Origin of the sequence: Nocardia sp. NPDC050378 (assembly GCF_040655675.1) — a bacterium.
Classification (GTDB): Bacteria; Actinomycetota; Actinomycetes; order Mycobacteriales; family Mycobacteriaceae; genus Nocardia; species Nocardia coubleae.
Window position 1 is genome coordinate 193,853 of sequence record NZ_JBFAKI010000011.1, and the last position, 19,331, is coordinate 213,183.

Here is a 19,331-nt window from a genome sequence, read left to right on the forward strand (position 1 = left end):
ATCCTCAGAGGCACCACATCCAGGCCTGATGCGTGCCCGCTTAGGCTGCTCGCATGATGCGTGAATGGATGGATCGAGCGCTGCTCGTCCTGGGGTGGGGCGCAGTGATCGCGGCGGTGGCCGGGATCGTGTTGCACGTCGGGAACTGGCAGCAGAGAACGTTGGTCTTGCTGGCTTCGGGGGCGATGTGGTTGATGCTCGGCGCCGTGGTGGGGGTGGTGTTGCTGCTGCTCGCGCGTGGGTGGCGCAGTGCCGCCGTTGGTGCGGCGGTGCTGGTGGGGGCAGGCGCGCTGGTCGTGCCGTCCTACGTTCCCGAGGCACGGGCCGCGGACGGGCCGGAAGTGGTTGTGCTGCAGTCGAACATTCTCTTCGGCAAGGCCGACCCGAAGGCGGTGGTCTCGACGGTGCGCGACAACGACGTCGATCTACTCACCGTCGAGGAACTGACCTTCGACGCGATCACGGCGCTGCGCGCGGCCGGATTGGAGGAGCAGCTTCCGCACGTCTACCTCGAAGCGGCCCACGCGGGCGGGGGAGGCACCGGAATCTACAGCCGCTATCCCTTGCGCGACACCAGGAAGTTCGACGGATTCGTGATGAGCAACCTCGGCGCGACCATGGAACACCCGCAGCGCGGCCCGATCTCGGTGTTCGCCTTCCATCCGATGCCGCCGAACCTGGACTTCGTGGCGTGGTCGAACGAGATGCGCCGGGTCGACGAGATCCTCGCCGCCACCAGCGCGCCCGCGATCGTCGGCGCGGATTTCAATGCGACCCAGAATCATTCGGCCTACCGGGCACTGCTCGACGGCCCGTTCGCCTCGGCCGCCGACCAGACCGGCGACGGCATCCTGCTCACCTACCCCGCCGACCGCCGCTGGGGTCCGTTGCTCGGTATCGACTACGTGCTCGTCGCCGGTGGTGTCGCCGAAGACGTTCGCACACTGACCCTTCCGGGCACCGATCATCGCGCTGTGCTCGCCACGCTCCGAATGGACCGCTGACACTTCTGGATTACCATGTGAGCGCTCGACAGCGGAGGCTTCGTGTCCGCGTCATTTCCGGGGAGGACAGCGTATGAGAAGACATCGGTTCGGCGTGGCCGCGGCCGCGGCACTGATGAGTGTGGGGGTGCTGGTCACCGGTTGCTCGACGGCGAACACCGTCACCGGTGACCAGGCGGTACCTACGCAGGACAACCCGTGGGAGGTGGCGGGCGCGACCTCGAGCGAGGGGCCGAGCGGCCCGCGCCCGGGTGTGCCCGACACCGACAAGAAGGCCGAGAACACCGACAATGGTGCCATCGACAAGCTCGCGATGAACGCGATCGCCGACATCGAAGAGTATTGGCAGGGGGAGTATTCCAAGACTTTCCGCGGCGACTTCAAGCCGGCTTCGAAGTACATCTCCTGGTCGGCGCGGGCCTCGGAGGCCGAGTCGGTGGAGTTCTGCTTCGGCAGCACCTACAAGCTGGTCAATGCCGCGTACTGCCCGCTCGACCACACCATCGGTTGGGACCGTGAGGTGCTGTTGCCGCTGCTGGTCGACAAGTACAAGGAGATGTCGGTGGTGATGGTGCTGGCCCACGAGTACGGGCACGCCATCCAGGCGCAGGCCGACCTGCTGCGCGGGTTCCTGATGGACGGCCTGGTGAAGGAGCAGCAGGCCGACTGCCTGGCCGGTGTGTTCCTCCGCCATGTGGCGGAAGGCAATTCGAAGCACTTCACCCTCAACACCACCGACGGCCTCAACGGTGTCCTCGGTGCGACCGTCGCCGTGCGCGACCGTGACCCCAACGATCCCGACGCCATCCACGGTTCGGCGTTCGAGCGGGTCACCGCGGTGCAGATGGGTTACACCGACGGCGCCAAGGCGTGTAAGGCCATCGACAAGGACGAGATCGCCAAGCGCCGCGAGGGGCTGCCGGTCACCTTCGAGGAGGACGAGCGCGACAAGCAGTTGCCGGTGGACAAGGAAACGCTCAGCACGCTCGCCACCCAGCTCGGCAAGTCGATGCCCGTGCAGAACGTGCCGAAGTTCGACTACAGCGGCGTCACCCGCAACTGCGCGAAAACGACCACGACCGAACCGGTCTCGTACTGCCCTTCGTCCAACACCATCGGCACCGACGTGCCCGCCATGGCCGAGCGGGCCGGAGAAGGCGCGAGCGGTGCGGAGGAACCGCTGTCGGCGGTCGTCACCGGCGACTACAACGCCGCCGTGGTCTTCGTCTCCCGTTACGCGCTTGCGCTGCAACAGGATCGGAAGGTCTCACTGACCGGCGCGGCCACCGCGGGCCTTCGCACGGCCTGCCTGTCGGGTGCGCTCACCACGAAACTCAGCGAGCCGGGCAGTGATCCGCGACTGTCGGCGGGCGACCTCGACGAAGCGGTCTCCGGCCTGCTCGCCGACGGCCTCGCCGCCAGCGATGTCGACGGCAAGGTGGTGCCGAGCGGATACCAGCGACTCGAGGCCTTCCGCACCGGCGTCCTGCAGGGCGAGCAGGTCTGCTGGAGTCAGTTCCAGTAGGTCAGGAAACCGGCAGCGATCGAAGGGAGCTGAGGGTGTTCGCCACCGCGCGGGCAGCCTCGGCTCCCTTCGTCACGAAGTGGTTGGTGTAGTAGTCCACGTGCTCGCTGTGCTCGTGGAAGTGATGCGGGGTGAGCACCACCGAGAACACCGGCACATCGGTGTCGAGCTGCACGCGCATCAGGCCGTCGATCACCGCCGAGGCGACGAAGTCGTGGCGGTAGATGCCGCCGTCGACGACCAAGGCGGCAGCGACGATCGCCTCGTAGCGGCCGGTGGCGGCCAGGCGCTTGGCGTGCAACGGGATCTCGAAGGCACCGGGCACGTCGAACACCTCGACCACCGCCTGGTCGAAGCCCAGGTCGGCGTACTCGGCGAGGAAGCCCTCGTGTGCTTTGTTGACGATGGAACTGTGCCAGCTGGCGCGGATGAAGGCGACGGCGCCGGAAGTGGTGTTTCCCATGGTCGGAGTCTACTAGCCGACAAGTTACTTGTCGGTAATATGGGCCGTGAGCCAGTCGACGACGTCGCCGATCACCTCGTCGCGCTCGGGTTCGTTGAAGACCTCGTGGTAGTAGCCCGCGTAGCGGCGCACGGTCTTGTCGGCCGAGCCCGCGTCGCGTTCGAGTACGTCGGCGCTCGACGGCGCGGCGATCGCGTCGCCGGTGCCGTGCAGCACGAGCAGCGGTGCGGTGAGCGAACCGAGGCGTTGTTTCACCAGGTCGGTGTGACGCAAGATTTCCACGGCGGTGCGGGCGGGTAGCTTGCCGCGGAACACCAGCGGGTCGTTGTCATAGGCGCGAACCACGTCGGGATCGCGGCTGATCTGCGACGAATCCAGTTTCAGCACACCGAGATTCGGGGCGAACCGGGTGAGCAGTGGTGCGGCGGCCCGCTGAACCGGGTTGCCGAGCGGGATGTCGAGCGGCGGCGCCGATACCACCACGCCGGTTACGTCGAGGGGCGCGCGGGTAGCCAGGTGCAGCACGACGAGAGCGCCCATCGAATGCCCGAGCACAAATCGCGGCAGCCCAGGGTTGGCGGTGCTCGCGAGGTCGAGCAGGGTCGTCACATTGTCGGCGGCGGCGTCCATCGAATCGATGTTGGCGCGACGACCGCCGGACCGCCCGTGTCCGACATGATCGAGGGCGTACACCGCGAACCCGGCCTCTGCCAGCGCGGCGCCGAGGTATTCGTAACGGCCGGAGTGTTCGGCCACGCCGTGCACGAGCGTCACCACCGCGCGCGGTGTCTCGGGTCGCCATGCGCGCCAGGCGATCCGGCCGCCGTTACCCGCGAAGTCACCGGTGTCGGTTGTCATTGCTGCGTTCCTGTCGGCTCGGGCGCTGTCCGGCCGGTCGTGGCCTGCTCGGGTGCGTCGCTCGACGCGAGCCACTGGATCAGACGCCGATTGAATTCGATCAGCCGAGCGTAGTTGAGCCGTGAGATCCGCTCGTCGGTTCCGTGGATACGTTCCAGGTCTTTGGCGTCGAGCACAATCGGCGCGAAGTTGCAGCGCGTTTCGACCAAATCGTCGTAGTGGCGGGAGTCGGTCGCACCGGGCACCAGCCCGGTCGTCGTCACGATGCCCGGCACCAAATCGGTGGCGATGTCGGCGATGACGTCGTAGGCGGGTCCGGCGCCGCTGACCTGCGACGGTTCCGACGTGGGGCCGACGAGTTCGACCGTCACGCCGTCGTCGCCGATCACCCGGCGGCAGTGCGCGAGGACGGCCGCGACCGAATCACCGGGCAGGATACGGAAATTCACCAGCGCCTCCGCGCTCTGCGGCAGCACATTGGCCTTCACCCCACCCGCGATCACCGTGGGTGCCGTCGTCGTACGCACGAGCGCTTCCGTACTGGGAGCCAGTGCCATGATCCGGGTGAGCAGCGGTGCCGCGAGCCGCGACAGCACCTCGGAATCGGTGAGCCCGAGCAGCTTGCGGCGTGGCCCGGGCAGCGCCACGCGCATCCGGGCCAGCATGTCGGCGATCACCGGCGTCAGCCGCAACGGCATCGGCCGGTCCTGCACCCGGGCCACCGCGCGGGCCAGTCTGCCGACCGCGGTCTGCCGCCCGGGCATCGAGGAGTGCCCGCCGGTCTCGGTCACCGAGAGCCGCACCGTCGCGTAGCCCTTCTCGCCGAGCATGATGCTGGCGACCGGCCGGTCGACGCCGTCGGCGACCCCGTCGGTGATGACACCGCCCTCGTCGAGCAGCAGATCGGCCCGGACGCCGAGGTCGCGCAGGTGCCCGGCCATGCGCACCGCGCCGCCGTCGCCGAACACCTCCTCGTCGTGACCGAAGGCCAGGTAGACCGTGCGGCTCGGCCGGATTCCGTTCCGCAATGCCCACTCGACGGCCTCGAGGACGGCGAGCACGCGGCTCTTGTCGTCGATCGCGCCCCGGCCCCAGATGAACTCGTCGTCGACCACACCGGCGAACGGCGGATGGGTCCAGCGCTGCGGGTCGTCGGCCGGGACCACGTCCTGATGGGCCAGCAGAATCGCCGACACGCCCTCCTCGACACCCGGCCAGCGGTAGAGCCTGCTGCGGCCGAACAGGGTGAGGTCGAGCTCGGCGTGGGTCAGCGGGAACGCGGCCTCGAGGTGCTCGGCCAGGCGGGCGAACTCGGCGTCGGCGCTGCGGGCGGGATCGTCGGCCGAGACCGTCGCGCAGCGCAGGGCCGCGGCAAGTCGTTCGGCCACGTCGTCGTCGGCACCGTCGGTGACGGGGGAGTGGGCACTGTTGTCGGTGATCGGGCGCACCTGCGCCATTCTCGCCGGACACGCGGCGGAAAGTGCGGCGAATCGTCGCGAGTGTCATGCGGTCCGACCGGCGCGCGAGCGTGCATCTAAGCTGAACACCATGGCAGGAGGCAAGGGCGGCAAGCCGTCGAAGGAAGCCAAGGCCGCGGCTAAAGCGGCCCGTAAGCAGGCATCACGCGAACGTCGTCAGCAGTTGTGGCAGGCGTTCAACATGCAGCGCAAGGAAGACAAGGCGCTGCTGCCGCTGATGATCGGCGCACTCGTGGCCACGACGGTGGTGTTCTTCGTCATCGGCCTGATCTTCGACATGCAGTGGTTCCTGCTGCCCCTCGGTCTGCTGCTCGGTGTGCTGTTCGCCTTCATCATCTTCGGGCGGCGCGTGCAGAAGAACGTCTACCGCAAGGCCGAGGGTCAGGCGGGCGCGGCGGCGTGGGTGCTGGAGAACCTGCAGGGCAAGTGGCGGGTCGCCAACGGCGTGGCCGCGACCACCCAGCTCGACGCGGTGCACCGCGTGATCGGTCTGCCGGGCGTCATCTTCGTCGCCGAGGGTTCGCCGCAGCGGGTCAAGTCGCTCATCGCGCAGGAGAAGAAGCGCACCGGGCGCCTCATCGGTGACACCCCCATCTACGAGGTGATCGTCGGCAACGAGGAAGGGCAGACCCCGCTCAAGGATCTGCAGAAGTTCCTCACCAAGCTGCCGCGCAATATCGACGTCAAGCGGATCGACCAGATCGAGGGCAGGCTCTCGGCCCTCAGCTCCCGCAGCGGCGGTCCCGCGATGCCGAAGGGCCCGATGCCCCCGGGCGCGAAGATGAAGGGCATGCAGCGCGCCATCCGTCGCCGCTGATCCACCCCGTCGCGAGCCCGTCACCATGGGAGGTGGCGGGCTCGCCGCTTTCAGGCCTGGGGCGTGCGGCCGGTCAGCAGCCACAGGACACGGTCGTAGGCCAGCAGGTGATAGCCGACGAGGACAGCCGCCGAGATCAGCACCAACCGTGGCAGCCCCGCTGCCCAGAGGGCCGCGGCCCCGCCGAACAGCACCGCGAACTCGACGCCGAGCCGCACCGGACCGGGGACCGGCACCGGCGCGTCACCGCTGCGGCTCGGGTCGTCGGGGACCGCGAGCGTGCCCCACAGCACAGCCGCCGCGACCGGCAGCACCACGACGAGCAGATATCGCCACGGGGAATCGAAGGCACGCCAGCCGAACACCCCGAACGAGGTGATGGCGATCAGTTCGAGCAGAAAACGTACGGCCAGTAGGGCCGGATTCAGTGACACGGCCCGATCGTATGGCCGCGCCGCACGCCACGCGCTCGATCAGCGGGCGTTGACCAGAGCGGTGCCGGTGGCCTGATCGTGCATGCCGCGGCCGTCGGCATCGGTGAACAGGGCGGGCACCACGAAGAACACCAGCACCTGCCGGGCCAGCGCGCGCACGAACCCGACCGGCACGGGCGCGTCGATCCGCGCCACCCGCATCCGCAGGAAGTACTGGCCGGGGGTGAACCCGAACAGCGTCACCGCGAGCACACCGATCACGAACCACACCAGCAGCGGCACCGACGACGACGCGAAACTGCCGGTGATGACGGCCGCGATGCCCACCGCGATGAACCAGTCGACGAACAGCGCCACCACCCGCCGCCACGTCGGGGCCAGCGAGCCCGCGCCCTCGCGAGGCAACCCGTAGAGCTCGCCGGGGTAACCCGGTGTCTCGTCGTCGCCTTCGGTGGGATTGCCCGAGAGCCATGTGCCGGTGATGCGCGCCATGAGTTCCAGGATAGAGCCGGGTCAGGGGCGGCTACCGACCGCATTGACGGAGGTCACGTGAGCGCGCGCAAGTGAAGATGGCAGGATTGGGCCTGCAGGTCGCGCCCGGATGGCAGACATCACCGTCGCCCGGCATGCGCGTAACACTGGCGAAACACAGCCTTGACTGTAGGGAAACACCGCGTCCATAACGTCAGGTCGCGACGAACCCACGCATCGTGACGGGCTGGGAACCGATCCGTAAGGAGAACAAGTGACGTTCAGCACGGCCGAAGAGGTCATCCAGTACATCAAGGAACAGGACATCGAATACGTCGATATCCGTTTCTCGGACCTTCCCGGCGTCCAGCAGCACTTCTCGATCCCGGCCAAGGCGTTCACCGCCGACCTGGCCGAAGAGGGTCTCGCGTTCGACGGTTCCTCGGTGCGTGGCTTCCAGTCGATCGACGAGTCGGACATGCTCCTGCTCCCCGACTTCAGCACCGCCCGGATCGACCCGTTCCGTGCCGCGAAGACGCTCAACCTGAACTTCTTCGTGCACGACCCGTTCACCCGTGAGGCGTACTCCCGCGACCCGCGCAACATCGCGCGCAAGGCGGAGGAGTACCTGCGTTCGACCGGTATCGCCGACACCGCGTACTTCGGTGCCGAGGCCGAGTTCTACATCTTCGACGGCATCCGTTACGGCTCGGGCATGAACGGCTCGTTCTACGAGATCGAGTCGATCTCGGGCTCGTGGAACACCGGCAACGAGTTCAACCCGGACGGCAGCCGCAACCTCGGCTACAAGGTCCGCAACAAGGGCGGTTACTTCCCCGTCGCCCCGTACGACCACTACGTCGACCTGCGCGACAAGATCTCGACCAACCTGCAGAACGCGGGCTTCGAGCTCGAGCGTGGCCACCACGAGGTCGGCACCGCCGGTCAGGCCGAGATCAACTACAAGTTCGGCACTCTGCTGGGCGCCGCGGACGACCTGCAGCTGTTCAAGTACATCGTGAAGAACACCGCGTGGCAGGAAGGCAAGTCTGTCACCTTCATGCCGAAGCCCCTCTTCGGTGACAACGGCTCGGGCATGCACGTGCACCAGTCGCTGTGGAAGGACGGCAAGCCGCTGTTCCACGACGAGGCCGGCTACGGCGGCCTGTCGGATCTGGCGCGTCACTACATCGGCGGCATCCTGCACCACGCCCCGTCGCTGCTGGCGTTCACCAACCCGACCGTCAACTCCTACCACCGTCTGGTGCCGGGCTACGAGGCCCCCATCAACCTGGTGTACTCGCAGCGCAACCGCTCGGCTGCCGTGCGTATCCCGGTGACGGGCAACAACCCGAAGGCCAAGCGCATCGAGTTCCGCGCGCCCGACTCCTCGGGTAACCCGTACCTGGCCTTCGCCGCCATGATGATGGCCGGCCTGGACGGCATCAAGAACAAGATCGAGCCGCTGGCTCCGGTCGACAAGGACCTCTACGAGCTGCCGCCCGAGGAGGCCAAGAACATCCCGCAGGCCCCCACCAGCCTCGCGACGGTCATCGACCGCCTCGAGCAGGATCACGACTACCTCACCGAAGGCAACGTCTTCACCGAGGACCTGATCGAGACCTGGATCCAGCTCAAGCGCGACAACGAAATCGCGCCGGTGAACCTGCGTCCGCACCCGTACGAGTTCGAGCTCTACTACGACGTGTAAGCCATTTCGATGGCTTGACCTGCGGCTGAGCATCTAACCCCGGTCCTCTGTCCGCAGTTCGTCCGCAGTTGCCGTACCCGAGTCCATCCGTTCCGCGATCACTTCACCGATTGCGGTTCGGGTGGACTCGTCTGCGTCCGGCCACAGATGCCCGTAGGTGTCGAGTGTGGTCTTCGCGCTCGCGTGCCGTAGACGGGCCTGCACAGTCTTGATGTCGGCCTTTTTGGCGATCAGCAGCGAAGCGAAGTAGTGCCGGAAGTCATGAAAGCTGAATTCCTCGGGCAGCCCCTTCACTGTGCCCGCAGCCCGCACAGATCGGAGGGCACGATCGATGTGCCACGGCGGCGCCGGGTTGCCCATGCCGTCGGTCACCATCTGGTCGGCGGGCCACTTCTTCACCGATGCCGACAGCAGCAGAGTCAGCTCCCGTGGAATCGGAATCGGGGTCCGGCTCGCGTCCGTCTTGAGCGGTTCGTTCTTCCATTGCTGCTTCGGGCTGATCACTCCGCGCATCAGGTCGACGTCTTCAACCCTGAGGGCGGATACTTCGGCGACCCGGAGACCCGCGAACGCACCGAGGAGAACGGCTGCCCGAAGGTGTTCCGGAAAGGCGTCATAGATCGCCCAAACCTGTTGTGTGGTAGCAACATACGGCTTTTGCTTTCCCATCGGGGGAGCGGTCCGGCGCGAGCACGGGTTACGAACCAGCAGCCCCTCATGCACCGCGTCGCTCATGATCTGCGACAGGCGTGAGTGCAGGGCGTAGACGTAGCTCGCCTCTCGACCGTCACGCTTCAACTTCGCCACCCAGGTCTTCACCGACGATGGCCGAACGGCGGCCAAGGGCATGTTGCCGAATTCGTGAGTGATCAGCTTGATGTGCACCTTGGCCTGTCGGACGGTGGACGTGCGATGTACCCCGTAGCCCTGAATCCAGAGATCGCACCACTGTTGCACGGTCAGCTGAGCATCTCGGGGCGAGACATGGGTGCCCTGTACCAGCGCGGACATCTGGGTATCGAGCCAGGCTTGTGCGTCGGTTTTGCGGTCGAATCCCTTGGCATGCTCGTTGCCCTGGTCGTCCACGTACCGGGCACGCCACTTCTTCCCAACGCCGTAGTTCGCCGAGGGCACCTGTTCGCGGGTTTTCGTGCCATCCTCGGCCACAACTGTGACGGTCTTGTACCAGCGAGGTTCTACACCCGACCGTCGGTGGCGACGCGGTGAGGTACCCATCAGGCCGCCTCCTGCGTTCCGGTGAGCCGCTCGCGCTCCTCGATCCAGGCCAGAACAACAGACTTGCGCCACACCCGTCGGCGGGCGCTGAGCTTGAAGCTCGCTGGTCCTTGGCCCACGTGGGCCCACCACCGCCAAGTCGCTTCCGGTATGCCGGTGAGGGCTTCGCAGTCCTTGGCCCGTAGGTACGTCTCTTCGGTGTTCATTGCGGGTTTCCTCCCTATGCCGCGTTGGATTGCTGAACGAGAGATGTTGTGCCAGGCGGTGTTTCGGCTATCGCCAGGCGGGCGGTGTTGTACTCGTTGCGCCAGGCTGAGCGGGCGGCGACGAGTGCCATGACGAGGTGTTCGCGTGGTGGTGCGTCGGGGTCGCCGGGCGGGACCGGGTAGACACGCAGGTGTGAGGTGTCGGGTTTGACGATGCCGACGGCGGCGAGTTGTTGCCGAACAAATTCCTGTCGTTCGGCCTTGTGGTCGGGGAGGGTCTTACCGCTCCACAGCTTCGACACCAGCACCCGGCGACCAGGCAACCCGAGGGTGTCGCGACGGTGGGCTTTGCGCTTGCATCGACCGGGTTGGGTCTTCTCGGTAGCGCCCTTGGGCACGATGCCGTACCGCAACCACACCCCGCATGTCGGTGAGCACGGGGTCACGCATAGTTCGGCGTGGAGCCGGTCGTAGTGTTCGGCTACCCGGCGTGACGGTGGTTCGAGCAGGTCGGCGACGCTTTTGGTGAGGTACTTAACCAGGTAGCGAACCTTGGTGTCCATCTTGTCGGTGCCGCCGAGGATCTGAACCGGCTTCTTTTGGACACCGAAGCGGATCACGTGGGCGGGTTCGAGGTCGTCTACCTCGTCCATCACCGCCAGCGCGTCATCCCAGGAGGTCAGTGGGGCGCCGGTTTTCGGGTCGACGAAAGTGCCGGCCTCGTAGTCCCAGACGGGCATGTTGTCGCCGGTGTAGACCTCGCGGTCGAAGTGGGGCCACCAGATTTGTCGGTAGGTCGCCGCGGTAACCGCGCGGAGCATCTTGTTCGACACGGAACCCCGGATCGCGATGTGCAGGTGCGGGGCACCGCGTTTCTGGGGTTCGACGGTGGCGAACAGTTGCACGTTCCAGCCGACCGCCCGACGCAGGTTCTGTACCCACCGGTCATAGAGGGCGGCGAAGTGGATCGCGTCGCGAGCCGCGCGGGAGTAGTCGTAGGTGTCCGGGTCGACGGGCGAACCGTCCGAGACCCACTCGCCTTTGCCGTTCTTCGCCGCAGGGTCCCAAACCCGGTTGATCTCGCCGTAGGACGGCAACGTGAGTGTGAGGAACGTGGAGGGCTGGTAGCCGTTGTACACCGCTCCGACAGTGCGCTTTTCGACCTTGCGGCGGGGCAGGTCGGGCACGTCCTGACGACGACGGGTCGACTTGGCTTTACGGCGCGGCTTCTCATCCAGCGACGGGAACCGGCCTTTCACCCCGAGTTCGCGCAGCTCGGTATCGATGTCGGCGACAGCGGCGCGGATGGATTCCATCATGTCGTCGTCGCCGGACTCGCGGGCCTGGCGGAACTGGTCGAACAGGTGGGAGCGGATGCTGAGCAGGTCGGTGTGTTGCTGGGTCGGCTCGACGGTCTCATCGACCGGTTCCTGATCCAGGCACCACCCTTCACGAAGCTGTGTCATCCGCAGGTTGCGGTAAGCCTTGGCGCACGCGGGGCAGATCGCTTCGAAGCGGCATTTGCACGGGGCGCCGATGTAGGAAATCTTGCCGGTGCGGTCATCGACAGCACGCATCGGGACGACCCGAGCGCACACGCCTTCTTTCTCGGCGGCGGATTCGGCGATGTCCTTCAGCGACGGCATTGCCCGGCGTTGGGCGGCGGTGAGACGGCCGAGGGAGGCCGCAGGGGCATCAGGTTGATCGGTCATGACGCGGCCTCCTTCGGGTAGCGGAATCTCAGCGGTGGTCATGCGGCCTTGTTGGTGACGTTCTTGAATCCGGCCATCGACTCGAACGGGACGACGACGGGGTCGGCGAGGGAATCGGTACGGCGGAAGCTGATTTCGATCAGGGCAGGTCCGGCGACCGTGACGGCGGCATGTTGGGTACCGAAGGCGTGGGCCAGGTGGTCGGCACGGTTTTCCCAGTCATCAGGGCTGTGGCCGGGCAGCATCTTGGTGCGCACGGTGTCCACCGATGACCCGATCCATGGAGTCATGGCAAACGAGCGGCTTCGCGGGGCGATGAACGCGGCGAATCTGACCAAGAACGGCCTTGCCGAGCAGGCCCAAGTGTCGACCAAGACGGTCGAGCGGTGGATCACGCAGGATCGGCTACCGCATCCGGACATGCGTCTGCGGGTCGCCCGGCTCTTGGATCGAGACGAGACATACCTGTGGCCCGAGCTGTTGACCGGCAGCCGCTCAGCCGCAGCGTCCCAGTCTGAATTGGTGCAGCTCTGGCCCACTCGCCCGGACGTGCCCCACGAAGTGTGGCGGACGCTCATGCGACAGGCGACCAGCCACATCGATGTCCTGGTCTACGCGGGCGGTTTCCTGGTCGAATCCCTCGACTTCGTGAACGTCGTCAAGCAGAAGGCTGCGCAGGGCGTGGAAATCCGCATTCTTCTCGGAAAGCCCGATGCGCCCGAGGTTCTCAAGCGGGCGAAAGAGGAGGGCTTGATGTCTCTCCCGGAGCGTTGCAAATCCACCATGGAGTATTTGAAGGAGACGACCAGCTCGCCGAACGTGCAGATCGCCACGCATGGGACGCCGCTGTACAACAGCATCTACCGGTTCGACGGTTCGATGCTGGTCAATACCCACAGCTACGGCGCATACGCGGCGAAGTCGCCGGTTCAACACCTCCAGCATGTGCCCGGCGGACAGCTGTTCAACTACTACATGGAGTCCTTCGAGGCTGTCTGGAAATTGGGGGACCTCGAACTACCCTGAGGTGATGGGACGCCGAATCGACTACCACCACGATCCGAACGCACCTGCGGCCAACAGTGTCCGGCCGAGTGCTGGCGCATTTGTCCGCCAGGGCGACTCAGTGCTTCTGATCTGCCGATCTGACAACGGCAACTGGTCGATGCCCGGCGGAGCCCACGACCCCGGCGAATCATTGAGCCGGACCGCCGTACGTGAGACGGACGAGGAGACCGGCGTCGCGGTCGAACTGACCGGCATTGTCGGTATCTTCACCGATCCGGACCATGTCATTCATTACACGAGCAACGACGAGGTCCGGCAGGAATTCACTGTCATCTACCGCGCGGAAGCGGTTGGTGGGACTCCGACCACCAGTAGCGAAAGCACCCGTGTCGAGTGGGTGCCCATCGACCGCATACCGACACTGAAAATGGACCCCAGCCAGCGAAAACGCCTCGATTGGGCACTTACGCAGGATGAGCCCTACATCGATCCTTCCGCACGCTGAGCGGCCGCTCTGAGCAGCGGCGCAGAGCGGGTGATCGCCGTATGGACGACGCTTCCCGCCTCGTATCGCGACAGGATCTCGTCAATTCGCTGGTCGACCGTGAACGATTCGCCATTCGGCCCCGTCGACAGATCGGCCCACCACATCAAGTCGTCCGCGAGGTCGAGGCCCGGCACGTCGTCGAGCTCGAACTCGGTGAACACCTGCGGGTCAATTCCGCGCACGTCGGCCTCAACCATGCTTGCCGTGTGGAAAGCGACGATGTGGCAGACGATCGGCGAGTAGCCCAACGAGCGGAGCAGTCGCGACCCATCGATCGGGTGGAAGCCGAGCCCGGCTTGCGCGTAGCCGACATCATGGAGGTATGCGGCCGTGATCGCGTCGGCCCGCAAATTCTCCGGCAACACGTTAGCAACGCCCTCCATTCGCTCACCGACTGCAATGGAGTGGGCACGTCGCGAATCAGTAAGTGGCGCTAGGAGTTTCGCCATCGCTTCATTCACGAGTTCATCTTACGCCGGATGCGACACCCTCGCCGGTTGCTGCCAGGTAACTTCGCAAGGTGACTAGACGCTCATCGCGCTGTTCCTGAGGTTCAACGTCAAGTACCATCAGGAACGTCACGAGAGTGATGCCGAGCGGGTAGGACGCCGTTGGCCCGACGCCCTACCCAGGTGGGTTTAGCTAGCCAGCCAGACTCGGCGGACCAACATGAGCGCCCCGGCGATCACGGCAGCCCCTGCAAGGACAATGCCGTAGTCGACCGGGGCCTTGCTCTTCCTCCGGCGATGTTTCGCCATCTCCCACCACCTCCTTCCTCGGCGCGATGCGGCCTGGACCAGCTGCCACACCGCCCCTGAGCTGGAGGTGACGCCCAGCCTAGTCGAGCGGTCAGGGTGGAAGGCCATGAACGCCAACCGATCTCGCTGGGTTCACCGGCCAGGTTCACGACACCCCGAGTTGTTGAGCGCCTCTCACTTCACGAAGTGGTTGCCGAATTCGGCTATATAGAGTCAAGAGCGCCTGCGGCGGCGCATGCGCGCCGCCGCCGCGCTTCGACGCGCAACCAGGCTGATAAGGCGCCGCCTGGGCACGTCGGCGCGTCGGCGGCACGCTTGCGCCATACCGGCGACTTGGTCCTATCTGACCGCCTTTCCCAACAACCGAGCAGTGCTGGGCGCGACGGGTGCCGTCCCCGATTGGCTCTCCCGCAGTCGTCGGCGAAAAGGCCGGCACTCTGCCCGGTCGACTGGCTGTGGTCCGGTCCGGTCGAGGTCCATGCCAGTTCGTCCCGTTGCGATGGTCAGTTGTCGCGTTCAGTCGCAGTCCAGTCCGCAGCGATGGCCACCAGGGTTCCTCTCCGCCTGGTGCGGCCTGTCTCTGCGTCGACGGAATCTGCCGAAGGCGTACCAGACCGCACCCACCCCGGCAAAGACCAAGACGTGTCACCGCCCGAGGTGGTCACCAGCGGCGACGTCATTTCGGGCACTTCACCTCACCTCGATCACTCTGCCGGGTGACCACCTCGGGCGGTGAGCCTTTGCCGGGGCGGGCGCGGCCTGGTCCGGGCGAGCCCAGATTCCACCGACACAGAGCCAGACCACCCCAACCGGAGAGGAACCCCCATCATGATCATCACCACTCACCCGACCTGCTGGGCCTGCACCACCGCACCCGCCACCACCGTCTTCCCCGAGCACGACCACGGCCCCTGGAAGCCCCTCTTCGCCTGCCAGCCCTGCCTCACCGACTACCTCGCCACCGAAGCCGCCATGACCGAATACGCCTAGCCCGGGAGGGGGCTTCGGCCCCCTTCTCCACCTCCTGGCCGCCGTCAACGAAGCCGGTAGCGGGTCGCCAACGACGCCGACCCCAGGCCCGCAACACCCAGCCCGGCGAATTGCTGAACAGAATCCGCGGTGAGGTCGGTGGTATCGCGACCGGTGGCCGCGTGGCCCTGTACTGGGTTGGCCTGCATTGTGTGATCCCGCGCCCCTCACACCTCAAGGGCGCATTCGCGTCAGCTTCGCTGATGGCTTTCGCCACCCTTGACCTGTGAGCCTCTGCGCGTGAAAGGCAGGCCTTAACGGGCAGGCGGTGAGCCAGCCCCCAGTGTGCGCAACCCAACCCAGAACAGGGCCAAGACCCCGTGCCCCCCCACGTGCCCCAAGCACCGGATTTCAGCGGTAAACCACGGTCAAAATCTCGACCGGTACCCGAGCGGGGGTAGAACGCGAAAAATCCCCTCTACCAGGTGTTTTGGTGAGGGGATCTTTGTGGCCAGGGCCGGGATCGAACCGGCGACCTTCCGCTTTTCAGGCGCAGGATCGGGCGCCAACTGTTCGTACCAGGCCGACTTCCGCTTCGACTCCGGATGGTCAAGAACTCGTTTCAGAGGGGGTGTCATCGTGACGGACAGTTCGCCCCGTAAGCATGATCGCTGACTGCCCGTTCATGCCTGCGGCCGACGGCAATTCCGCCCTTGCTACGAAGTCGCATCCTCTCGCCAAATGCATGTATTCGTCCTGTGGCAGAATTCCCAACTGTCGCGAAGAACGAATAATGCTGGCCGGGAAACCGGGGACTATCGAGCTGAGCGGGAAAGCAATGGAAACGACTTCTGCTGCGGTTCCGATAGCAGTCTCTGCTTCATTTCTGCTGAGAGACGCACCCTTGTGAGCTGCCTTGTTTCGAGGAGCGCCGACCTCCTCGACCAAGCGTGTAGGCAGTTTCCCGAAGGCCCGCCGCTTCTTGTGGAGTTGAGTGAGCTTAAAGAGTCCATGATGTGCACCGAACTCTCGTTTACGTTCAACCTTTGTTGTCCCGTCATCGTCAAATTTCCGGTCGATGAGCGAAGTCACGGCGAGCTCTGCTGCTGTACACGCGTCGATCACCGCTCGCCGATACTCGCCAGCGTTTAGGAGGGAGCGCGCATCTCTCATGAATAGCCATTCAGCGTCAGGCCGCGTTCCACGTGCAGCCAAATCGAATGCGGCCTGTAGCTGGTTCGCATCAAGTACTTCGACCTGGTGTATTCCACCTGTAAAGATCTGGTAACTGATGCCCGCCTTTCGGATACCGACTGAATCGCCGCTCCACATCTGTACCGAGTCGTTTAGAATGCTCCGCTGAGCGCGCTTGAGGCTGGCAAAATCCTGCAAAGTGAGAATGTCGAGCCAATCGCAGACGGAATTCCACCAGGCGGCTAACTCGTCTCCGAACTGCTGGGCAGCTGCCTTGAACTCAACCTCATCATTCGCTGCGACCTGAGAGTGGACAACGCACCTTTTGATATGCGCGTAGATCGGTGTCTCCCCGGCAGCGCCTGCTACGGTGCCCCATTCGTCATCCGACCAGCAAGCGTCTCGCTCGTCGCCCTCAAGAACGTACGTCCACGGCGTGCGTCGCAGGTCGTTCGCCTCCGTGCCATCTGGTCGGACTGGCAGCGTAAGAAACAACTCGTGGTTCGCAGTTCGCGTTCGAAATTTCTGCCCGAGGCAGTCAGGTGTCACTAAGAAGCCGCTACCACAGGCGAAGCTGCCTTCCAATGGCCACGTGGTAGCTGTTTCTACGCTGTCATCAGCCACAAGCCGCTCCGTTCCTCCAAGTCTGGGTCATTGCTGTCTGTCACATGCGCACCCTATTTCGAGGCTCCGACAACGGGACCGGAACGGGACCACACGATACGAACGACGCTGAACAACTCCCATGTCAGCACCGAGCAGTGCCCCATCGAAAATTCCTCTGACCAGGCGATTTCGCCCACCGGCTGAACTGGGGTCAGGGGTGCCCATCGCCCCTACCTCGGCCGCCGTTGGGGCGCATAACAATGTCTACTAGGCGGTCTCCGCACGAGCCTGTGACCGCTCGAGCGCCTGCCGGATCTTGTTGGCAGCCAGATCGATTGTCCGAGGGCCAGGGAGATGCAGGTTTCCGAAGGTGTGCTGTGTGGGCATGGCCAGCTCGACGACTTCGAAATGTGGCTGGTCGGCGAACAGCTCGCGGGCTTTCCACTTCCGGCCGGCGTCGCTGGTTTTGAATGTGGGGTTGGGGATGTATAGCTCGACGATGACGTTGTCGCACCATGCGTCGGTGCGGAATAGGGCGTCGGCGAGCGGGTGGCACAGGACGGGGAGGTCTTGCTCGCGGAATCGGGCGATGACGTAGAGCTCGCGCAGGAACGAGTAGTAGAACACTCCGATCCGCCATTGCATCGCCTCGTGGGCTTCCTTCGGGTCCGCTCCGGATGCCACCGCAGCCTCGATGACTGCTTGCGCGGGTCGCCACAGCCTGTCTTCCACTGCTGGGTGCTGAGCCCATTCGCGGAACTCGTCCCAGGTGAAAACCCCGCGGTGCTCCTCGAGCATCTGGTGGAACAGGTGGGTGAACGCGTAGCCGGGATTCCAGTTCTTGATGGCGTCGACCTGATAGGCCCGGCTGGGGCGGATCTCGCCAAGAGGATGGTTCGTGGTGAGGGTCGCGATGTCCTCGGCGACGACGGTGTAAGGTGTTCGGCTTACGTGGGCCAGGACAGTTTGAGCGACGTGGCCAAGGCCTCGCCGGTGTTTCCACCAGTCCAGCAACTTGTTGGTCTTGGTGCCGTTGGGGGCAAAGTGGTCTACGACTTCGGAGGCACTGGTGCTCGTCACCATGGGTTCTGCTCCTGCGAGTGAAACATGTTGTTGTGGAGTCGTTTCCACGCTACGTCGGGGGTGCGACAAGAAGTCTGCGGCGAAGGCGGGGCTGCTGTTGGAGTGATCAGCAGCCCCGCGGCCCCTCTACCTCTGATCGGAGTCAGAGCACTTCCCTGACCAGGGCATCCTTGACCTCCTGACGCTGGTCGTGGGGGAGCCGCCACCAATTGCCGAAAGCGCGCTCGGCGTCGCTGATCTCCCGTTTGCCGGCGAGCATCCATCCGACAATCGTCTTCTTGGTTTCGCGCCCACCCTTGAGGTTGCGGATGGCGGTCAGAACTTCTGCCGGGTCCGGCGGCGACTGGGTGTTGTTGCGCGCCTCGTCGTTGCAGCGCTGGCATTCGATCTGAAGGTTGTCGTCGTTGTCGGATCCGCCACGGTCCTTCGGGACGATGTGACCGATGGTGAGGACAGCCTTGCGGCCAGGGGCGTCGGGGAACTCCTGTCCGCCGGTGACTCCGCAGATCCGGCACGCCATTCCGTCGCGGTCGAAGATGCGGCGCCGTTTGGCTCCGGTGATCGACTGACGCATGGTGGGCGGGCGGCGCTCTCCCTGGTCGACCCGAACCCCGATCTCCTGCAGGAGGTACTGGTCGGGCGGCAGGGTGGCGTTGGTCTTGTAGTTGTCGATCTTCCAGCCCATCTGGCGGAGATCGCGCATCCGCCGGTCGGTCTGGATGACATCCGGGACCGCGGCGTTGAGCTGCTTCATCGTGAACCGGTTCCCGACCCCGACGCTGGCGATGAACGCTGCCACCTGCACGAGGGAAGAGGGCTTCCGTTCGGTCATGTCTTCACTTTCCCTTCTGCCCGTGTGGGGGCAGTGTGTCCGTTGCCCGATGCTCATCCGGCCACACTTTTGTACCACGATCGGCATGTGTATGGCAATGATAGGCACTTGTCCGGCACTATTGGGCAGCGTCCGGCAACGTCCGGCACGCGTACTGGTAGTGGTTTGCGGTACCCGATCCCGAACCGCGGCCCGCTGCCGCCTGCGCCTGCTGGACCGCAGGGTGGTCTGAAGTGTCCGGTGGACCACGGTCGTAGACCATTACCGGGCGCACATCTGCCGAGTCTGGGCGACGACGATCTAGCACCTGCTTTGCATGCGGACTGCGATCACTCCACCTGGGGACACTCTCGTGGCTGGCCGCGCCAGGCCGTCGGATGCCGGAATGGGCCCAGAATCAACGAGAACCTTGAGATGCG

At 65.1% G+C, this 19,331-nt stretch carries 20 protein-coding genes and 1 tRNA gene; 7 read left to right on the forward strand and 14 right to left on the reverse strand.

Features of this window, described 5'->3' with window-relative positions; genetic code table 11:
- Window positions 1-53 precede the first annotated feature (53 nt).
- Together AB0I35_RS23495 and AB0I35_RS23500 are read left to right on the forward strand one after the other, a co-directional pair.
- Complete coding sequence (locus AB0I35_RS23495; RefSeq protein WP_084457403.1) at window positions 54-1,004, forward strand: endonuclease/exonuclease/phosphatase family protein; 951 nt, start codon at window positions 54-56, stop codon at window positions 1,002-1,004.
- 73 nt (window positions 1,005-1,077) lie between these two features.
- The gene (locus AB0I35_RS23500) at window positions 1,078-2,529 is read left to right on the forward strand and encodes a metallopeptidase (protein ID WP_357398331.1); all 1,452 of its coding nucleotides are present in this window, start codon (window positions 1,078-1,080) and stop codon (window positions 2,527-2,529) included.
- A 1-nt stretch (window position 2,530) separates the two neighbouring features.
- Here AB0I35_RS23500 and AB0I35_RS23505 read toward each other — a convergent pair whose 3' ends face one another.
- The 3 genes from AB0I35_RS23505 to AB0I35_RS23515 are packed head-to-tail and all read right to left on the reverse strand — an operon-like array spanning window position 2,531 to window position 5,298.
- On the reverse strand, window positions 2,531-2,992 hold the full coding sequence (locus tag AB0I35_RS23505; protein ID WP_067487344.1) for a 6,7-dimethyl-8-ribityllumazine synthase: 462 nt from the start codon (window positions 2,990-2,992) through the stop codon (window positions 2,531-2,533).
- Window positions 2,993-3,016: 24 nt separating this feature from the next.
- A complete protein-coding gene (locus AB0I35_RS23510; RefSeq protein ID WP_357398332.1) occupies window positions 3,017-3,850 on the reverse strand; it encodes a lysophospholipase in 834 nt (277 codons plus the stop codon).
- Window positions 3,847-5,298: a M20/M25/M40 family metallo-hydrolase gene (locus AB0I35_RS23515; RefSeq protein ID WP_357398334.1), complete on the reverse strand. Its 1,452-nt coding sequence runs from the start codon at window positions 5,296-5,298 to the stop codon at window positions 3,847-3,849. Before AB0I35_RS23515 ends, AB0I35_RS23510 begins: the two co-directional genes overlap by 4 nt.
- Before the next feature lie 100 nt (window positions 5,299-5,398).
- On the opposite strand from AB0I35_RS23515, the gene AB0I35_RS23520 reads away from it, so the two are divergent.
- Entirely contained in the window at window positions 5,399-6,145 is a 747-nt protein-coding gene (locus tag AB0I35_RS23520; RefSeq protein ID WP_067487348.1) for a DUF4191 domain-containing protein, read from the forward strand.
- Between the two features lie 50 nt (window positions 6,146-6,195).
- Here the strand turns inward: AB0I35_RS23520 and AB0I35_RS23525 are convergent, their stop codons facing one another.
- Both AB0I35_RS23525 and AB0I35_RS23530 read right to left on the reverse strand, forming a co-directional pair.
- Window positions 6,196-6,579: a YrdB family protein gene (locus AB0I35_RS23525; protein WP_357398335.1), complete on the reverse strand. Its 384-nt coding sequence runs from the start codon at window positions 6,577-6,579 to the stop codon at window positions 6,196-6,198.
- Window positions 6,580-6,618: 39 nt separating this feature from the next.
- On the reverse strand, window positions 6,619-7,071 hold the full coding sequence (locus AB0I35_RS23530; RefSeq protein WP_357398337.1) for an RDD family protein: 453 nt from the start codon (window positions 7,069-7,071) through the stop codon (window positions 6,619-6,621).
- Window positions 7,072-7,324: 253 nt separating this feature from the next.
- Between AB0I35_RS23530 and glnA the strand changes: the two genes are divergently transcribed.
- Window positions 7,325-8,761, forward strand: a complete 1,437-nt coding sequence (gene glnA / locus AB0I35_RS23535) for a type I glutamate--ammonia ligase (RefSeq protein WP_067642193.1) — start codon at window positions 7,325-7,327, stop codon at window positions 8,759-8,761.
- Between the two features lie 33 nt (window positions 8,762-8,794).
- Here the strand turns inward: glnA and AB0I35_RS23540 are convergent, their stop codons facing one another.
- The 4 genes from AB0I35_RS23540 to AB0I35_RS23555 form a co-directional block, all read right to left on the reverse strand.
- Entirely contained in the window at window positions 8,795-9,928 is a 1,134-nt protein-coding gene (locus AB0I35_RS23540) for a site-specific integrase (RefSeq protein ID WP_357398338.1), read from the reverse strand.
- Between the two features lie 68 nt (window positions 9,929-9,996).
- The gene (locus AB0I35_RS23545) at window positions 9,997-10,203 is read right to left on the reverse strand and encodes a DNA-binding protein (protein WP_357398339.1); all 207 of its coding nucleotides are present in this window, start codon (window positions 10,201-10,203) and stop codon (window positions 9,997-9,999) included.
- A 14-nt stretch (window positions 10,204-10,217) separates the two neighbouring features.
- The gene (locus tag AB0I35_RS23550; RefSeq protein WP_357398340.1) at window positions 10,218-11,915 is read right to left on the reverse strand and encodes a replication initiator; all 1,698 of its coding nucleotides are present in this window, start codon (window positions 11,913-11,915) and stop codon (window positions 10,218-10,220) included.
- A 38-nt stretch (window positions 11,916-11,953) separates the two neighbouring features.
- Window positions 11,954-12,181 (reverse strand): hypothetical protein, encoded by a 228-nt coding sequence (locus AB0I35_RS23555; protein ID WP_357398341.1) that lies wholly within the window; start codon window positions 12,179-12,181, stop codon window positions 11,954-11,956.
- On the opposite strand from AB0I35_RS23555, the gene AB0I35_RS23560 reads away from it, so the two are divergent.
- Window positions 12,174-12,941, forward strand: a complete 768-nt coding sequence (locus tag AB0I35_RS23560; protein WP_357398342.1) for an XRE family transcriptional regulator — start codon at window positions 12,174-12,176, stop codon at window positions 12,939-12,941. The two genes, AB0I35_RS23555 and AB0I35_RS23560, sit on opposite strands and share 8 nt — an antisense overlap.
- Before the next feature lie 4 nt (window positions 12,942-12,945).
- Entirely contained in the window at window positions 12,946-13,428 is a 483-nt protein-coding gene (locus AB0I35_RS23565; protein ID WP_357398344.1) for an NUDIX domain-containing protein, read from the forward strand.
- Here AB0I35_RS23565 and AB0I35_RS23570 read toward each other — a convergent pair.
- A complete protein-coding gene (locus AB0I35_RS23570) occupies window positions 13,404-13,931 on the reverse strand; it encodes an HD domain-containing protein (RefSeq protein WP_357398345.1) in 528 nt (175 codons plus the stop codon). The genes AB0I35_RS23565 and AB0I35_RS23570 overlap by 25 nt on opposite strands.
- Window positions 13,932-15,056: 1,125 nt before the next feature.
- On the opposite strand from AB0I35_RS23570, the gene AB0I35_RS23575 reads away from it, so the two are divergent.
- A complete protein-coding gene (locus AB0I35_RS23575; RefSeq protein WP_357398347.1) occupies window positions 15,057-15,218 on the forward strand; it encodes a hypothetical protein in 162 nt (53 codons plus the stop codon).
- 487 nt (window positions 15,219-15,705) lie between these two features.
- Here AB0I35_RS23575 and AB0I35_RS23580 read toward each other — a convergent pair.
- The 4 genes from AB0I35_RS23580 to AB0I35_RS23595 form a co-directional block, all read right to left on the reverse strand.
- A tRNA-Phe gene (locus AB0I35_RS23580) sits at window positions 15,706-15,782 on the reverse strand.
- A 24-nt stretch (window positions 15,783-15,806) separates the two neighbouring features.
- Window positions 15,807-17,015, reverse strand: a complete 1,209-nt coding sequence (locus AB0I35_RS23585; RefSeq protein ID WP_357398349.1) for a hypothetical protein — start codon at window positions 17,013-17,015, stop codon at window positions 15,807-15,809.
- Window positions 17,016-17,264: 249 nt separating this feature from the next.
- A complete protein-coding gene (locus AB0I35_RS23590; protein WP_357398350.1) occupies window positions 17,265-18,080 on the reverse strand; it encodes a hypothetical protein in 816 nt (271 codons plus the stop codon).
- A 142-nt stretch (window positions 18,081-18,222) separates the two neighbouring features.
- Window positions 18,223-18,999 (reverse strand): HNH endonuclease, encoded by a 777-nt coding sequence (locus AB0I35_RS23595; protein ID WP_357398351.1) that lies wholly within the window; start codon window positions 18,997-18,999, stop codon window positions 18,223-18,225.
- Window positions 19,000-19,331: the final 332 nt, after the last annotated feature.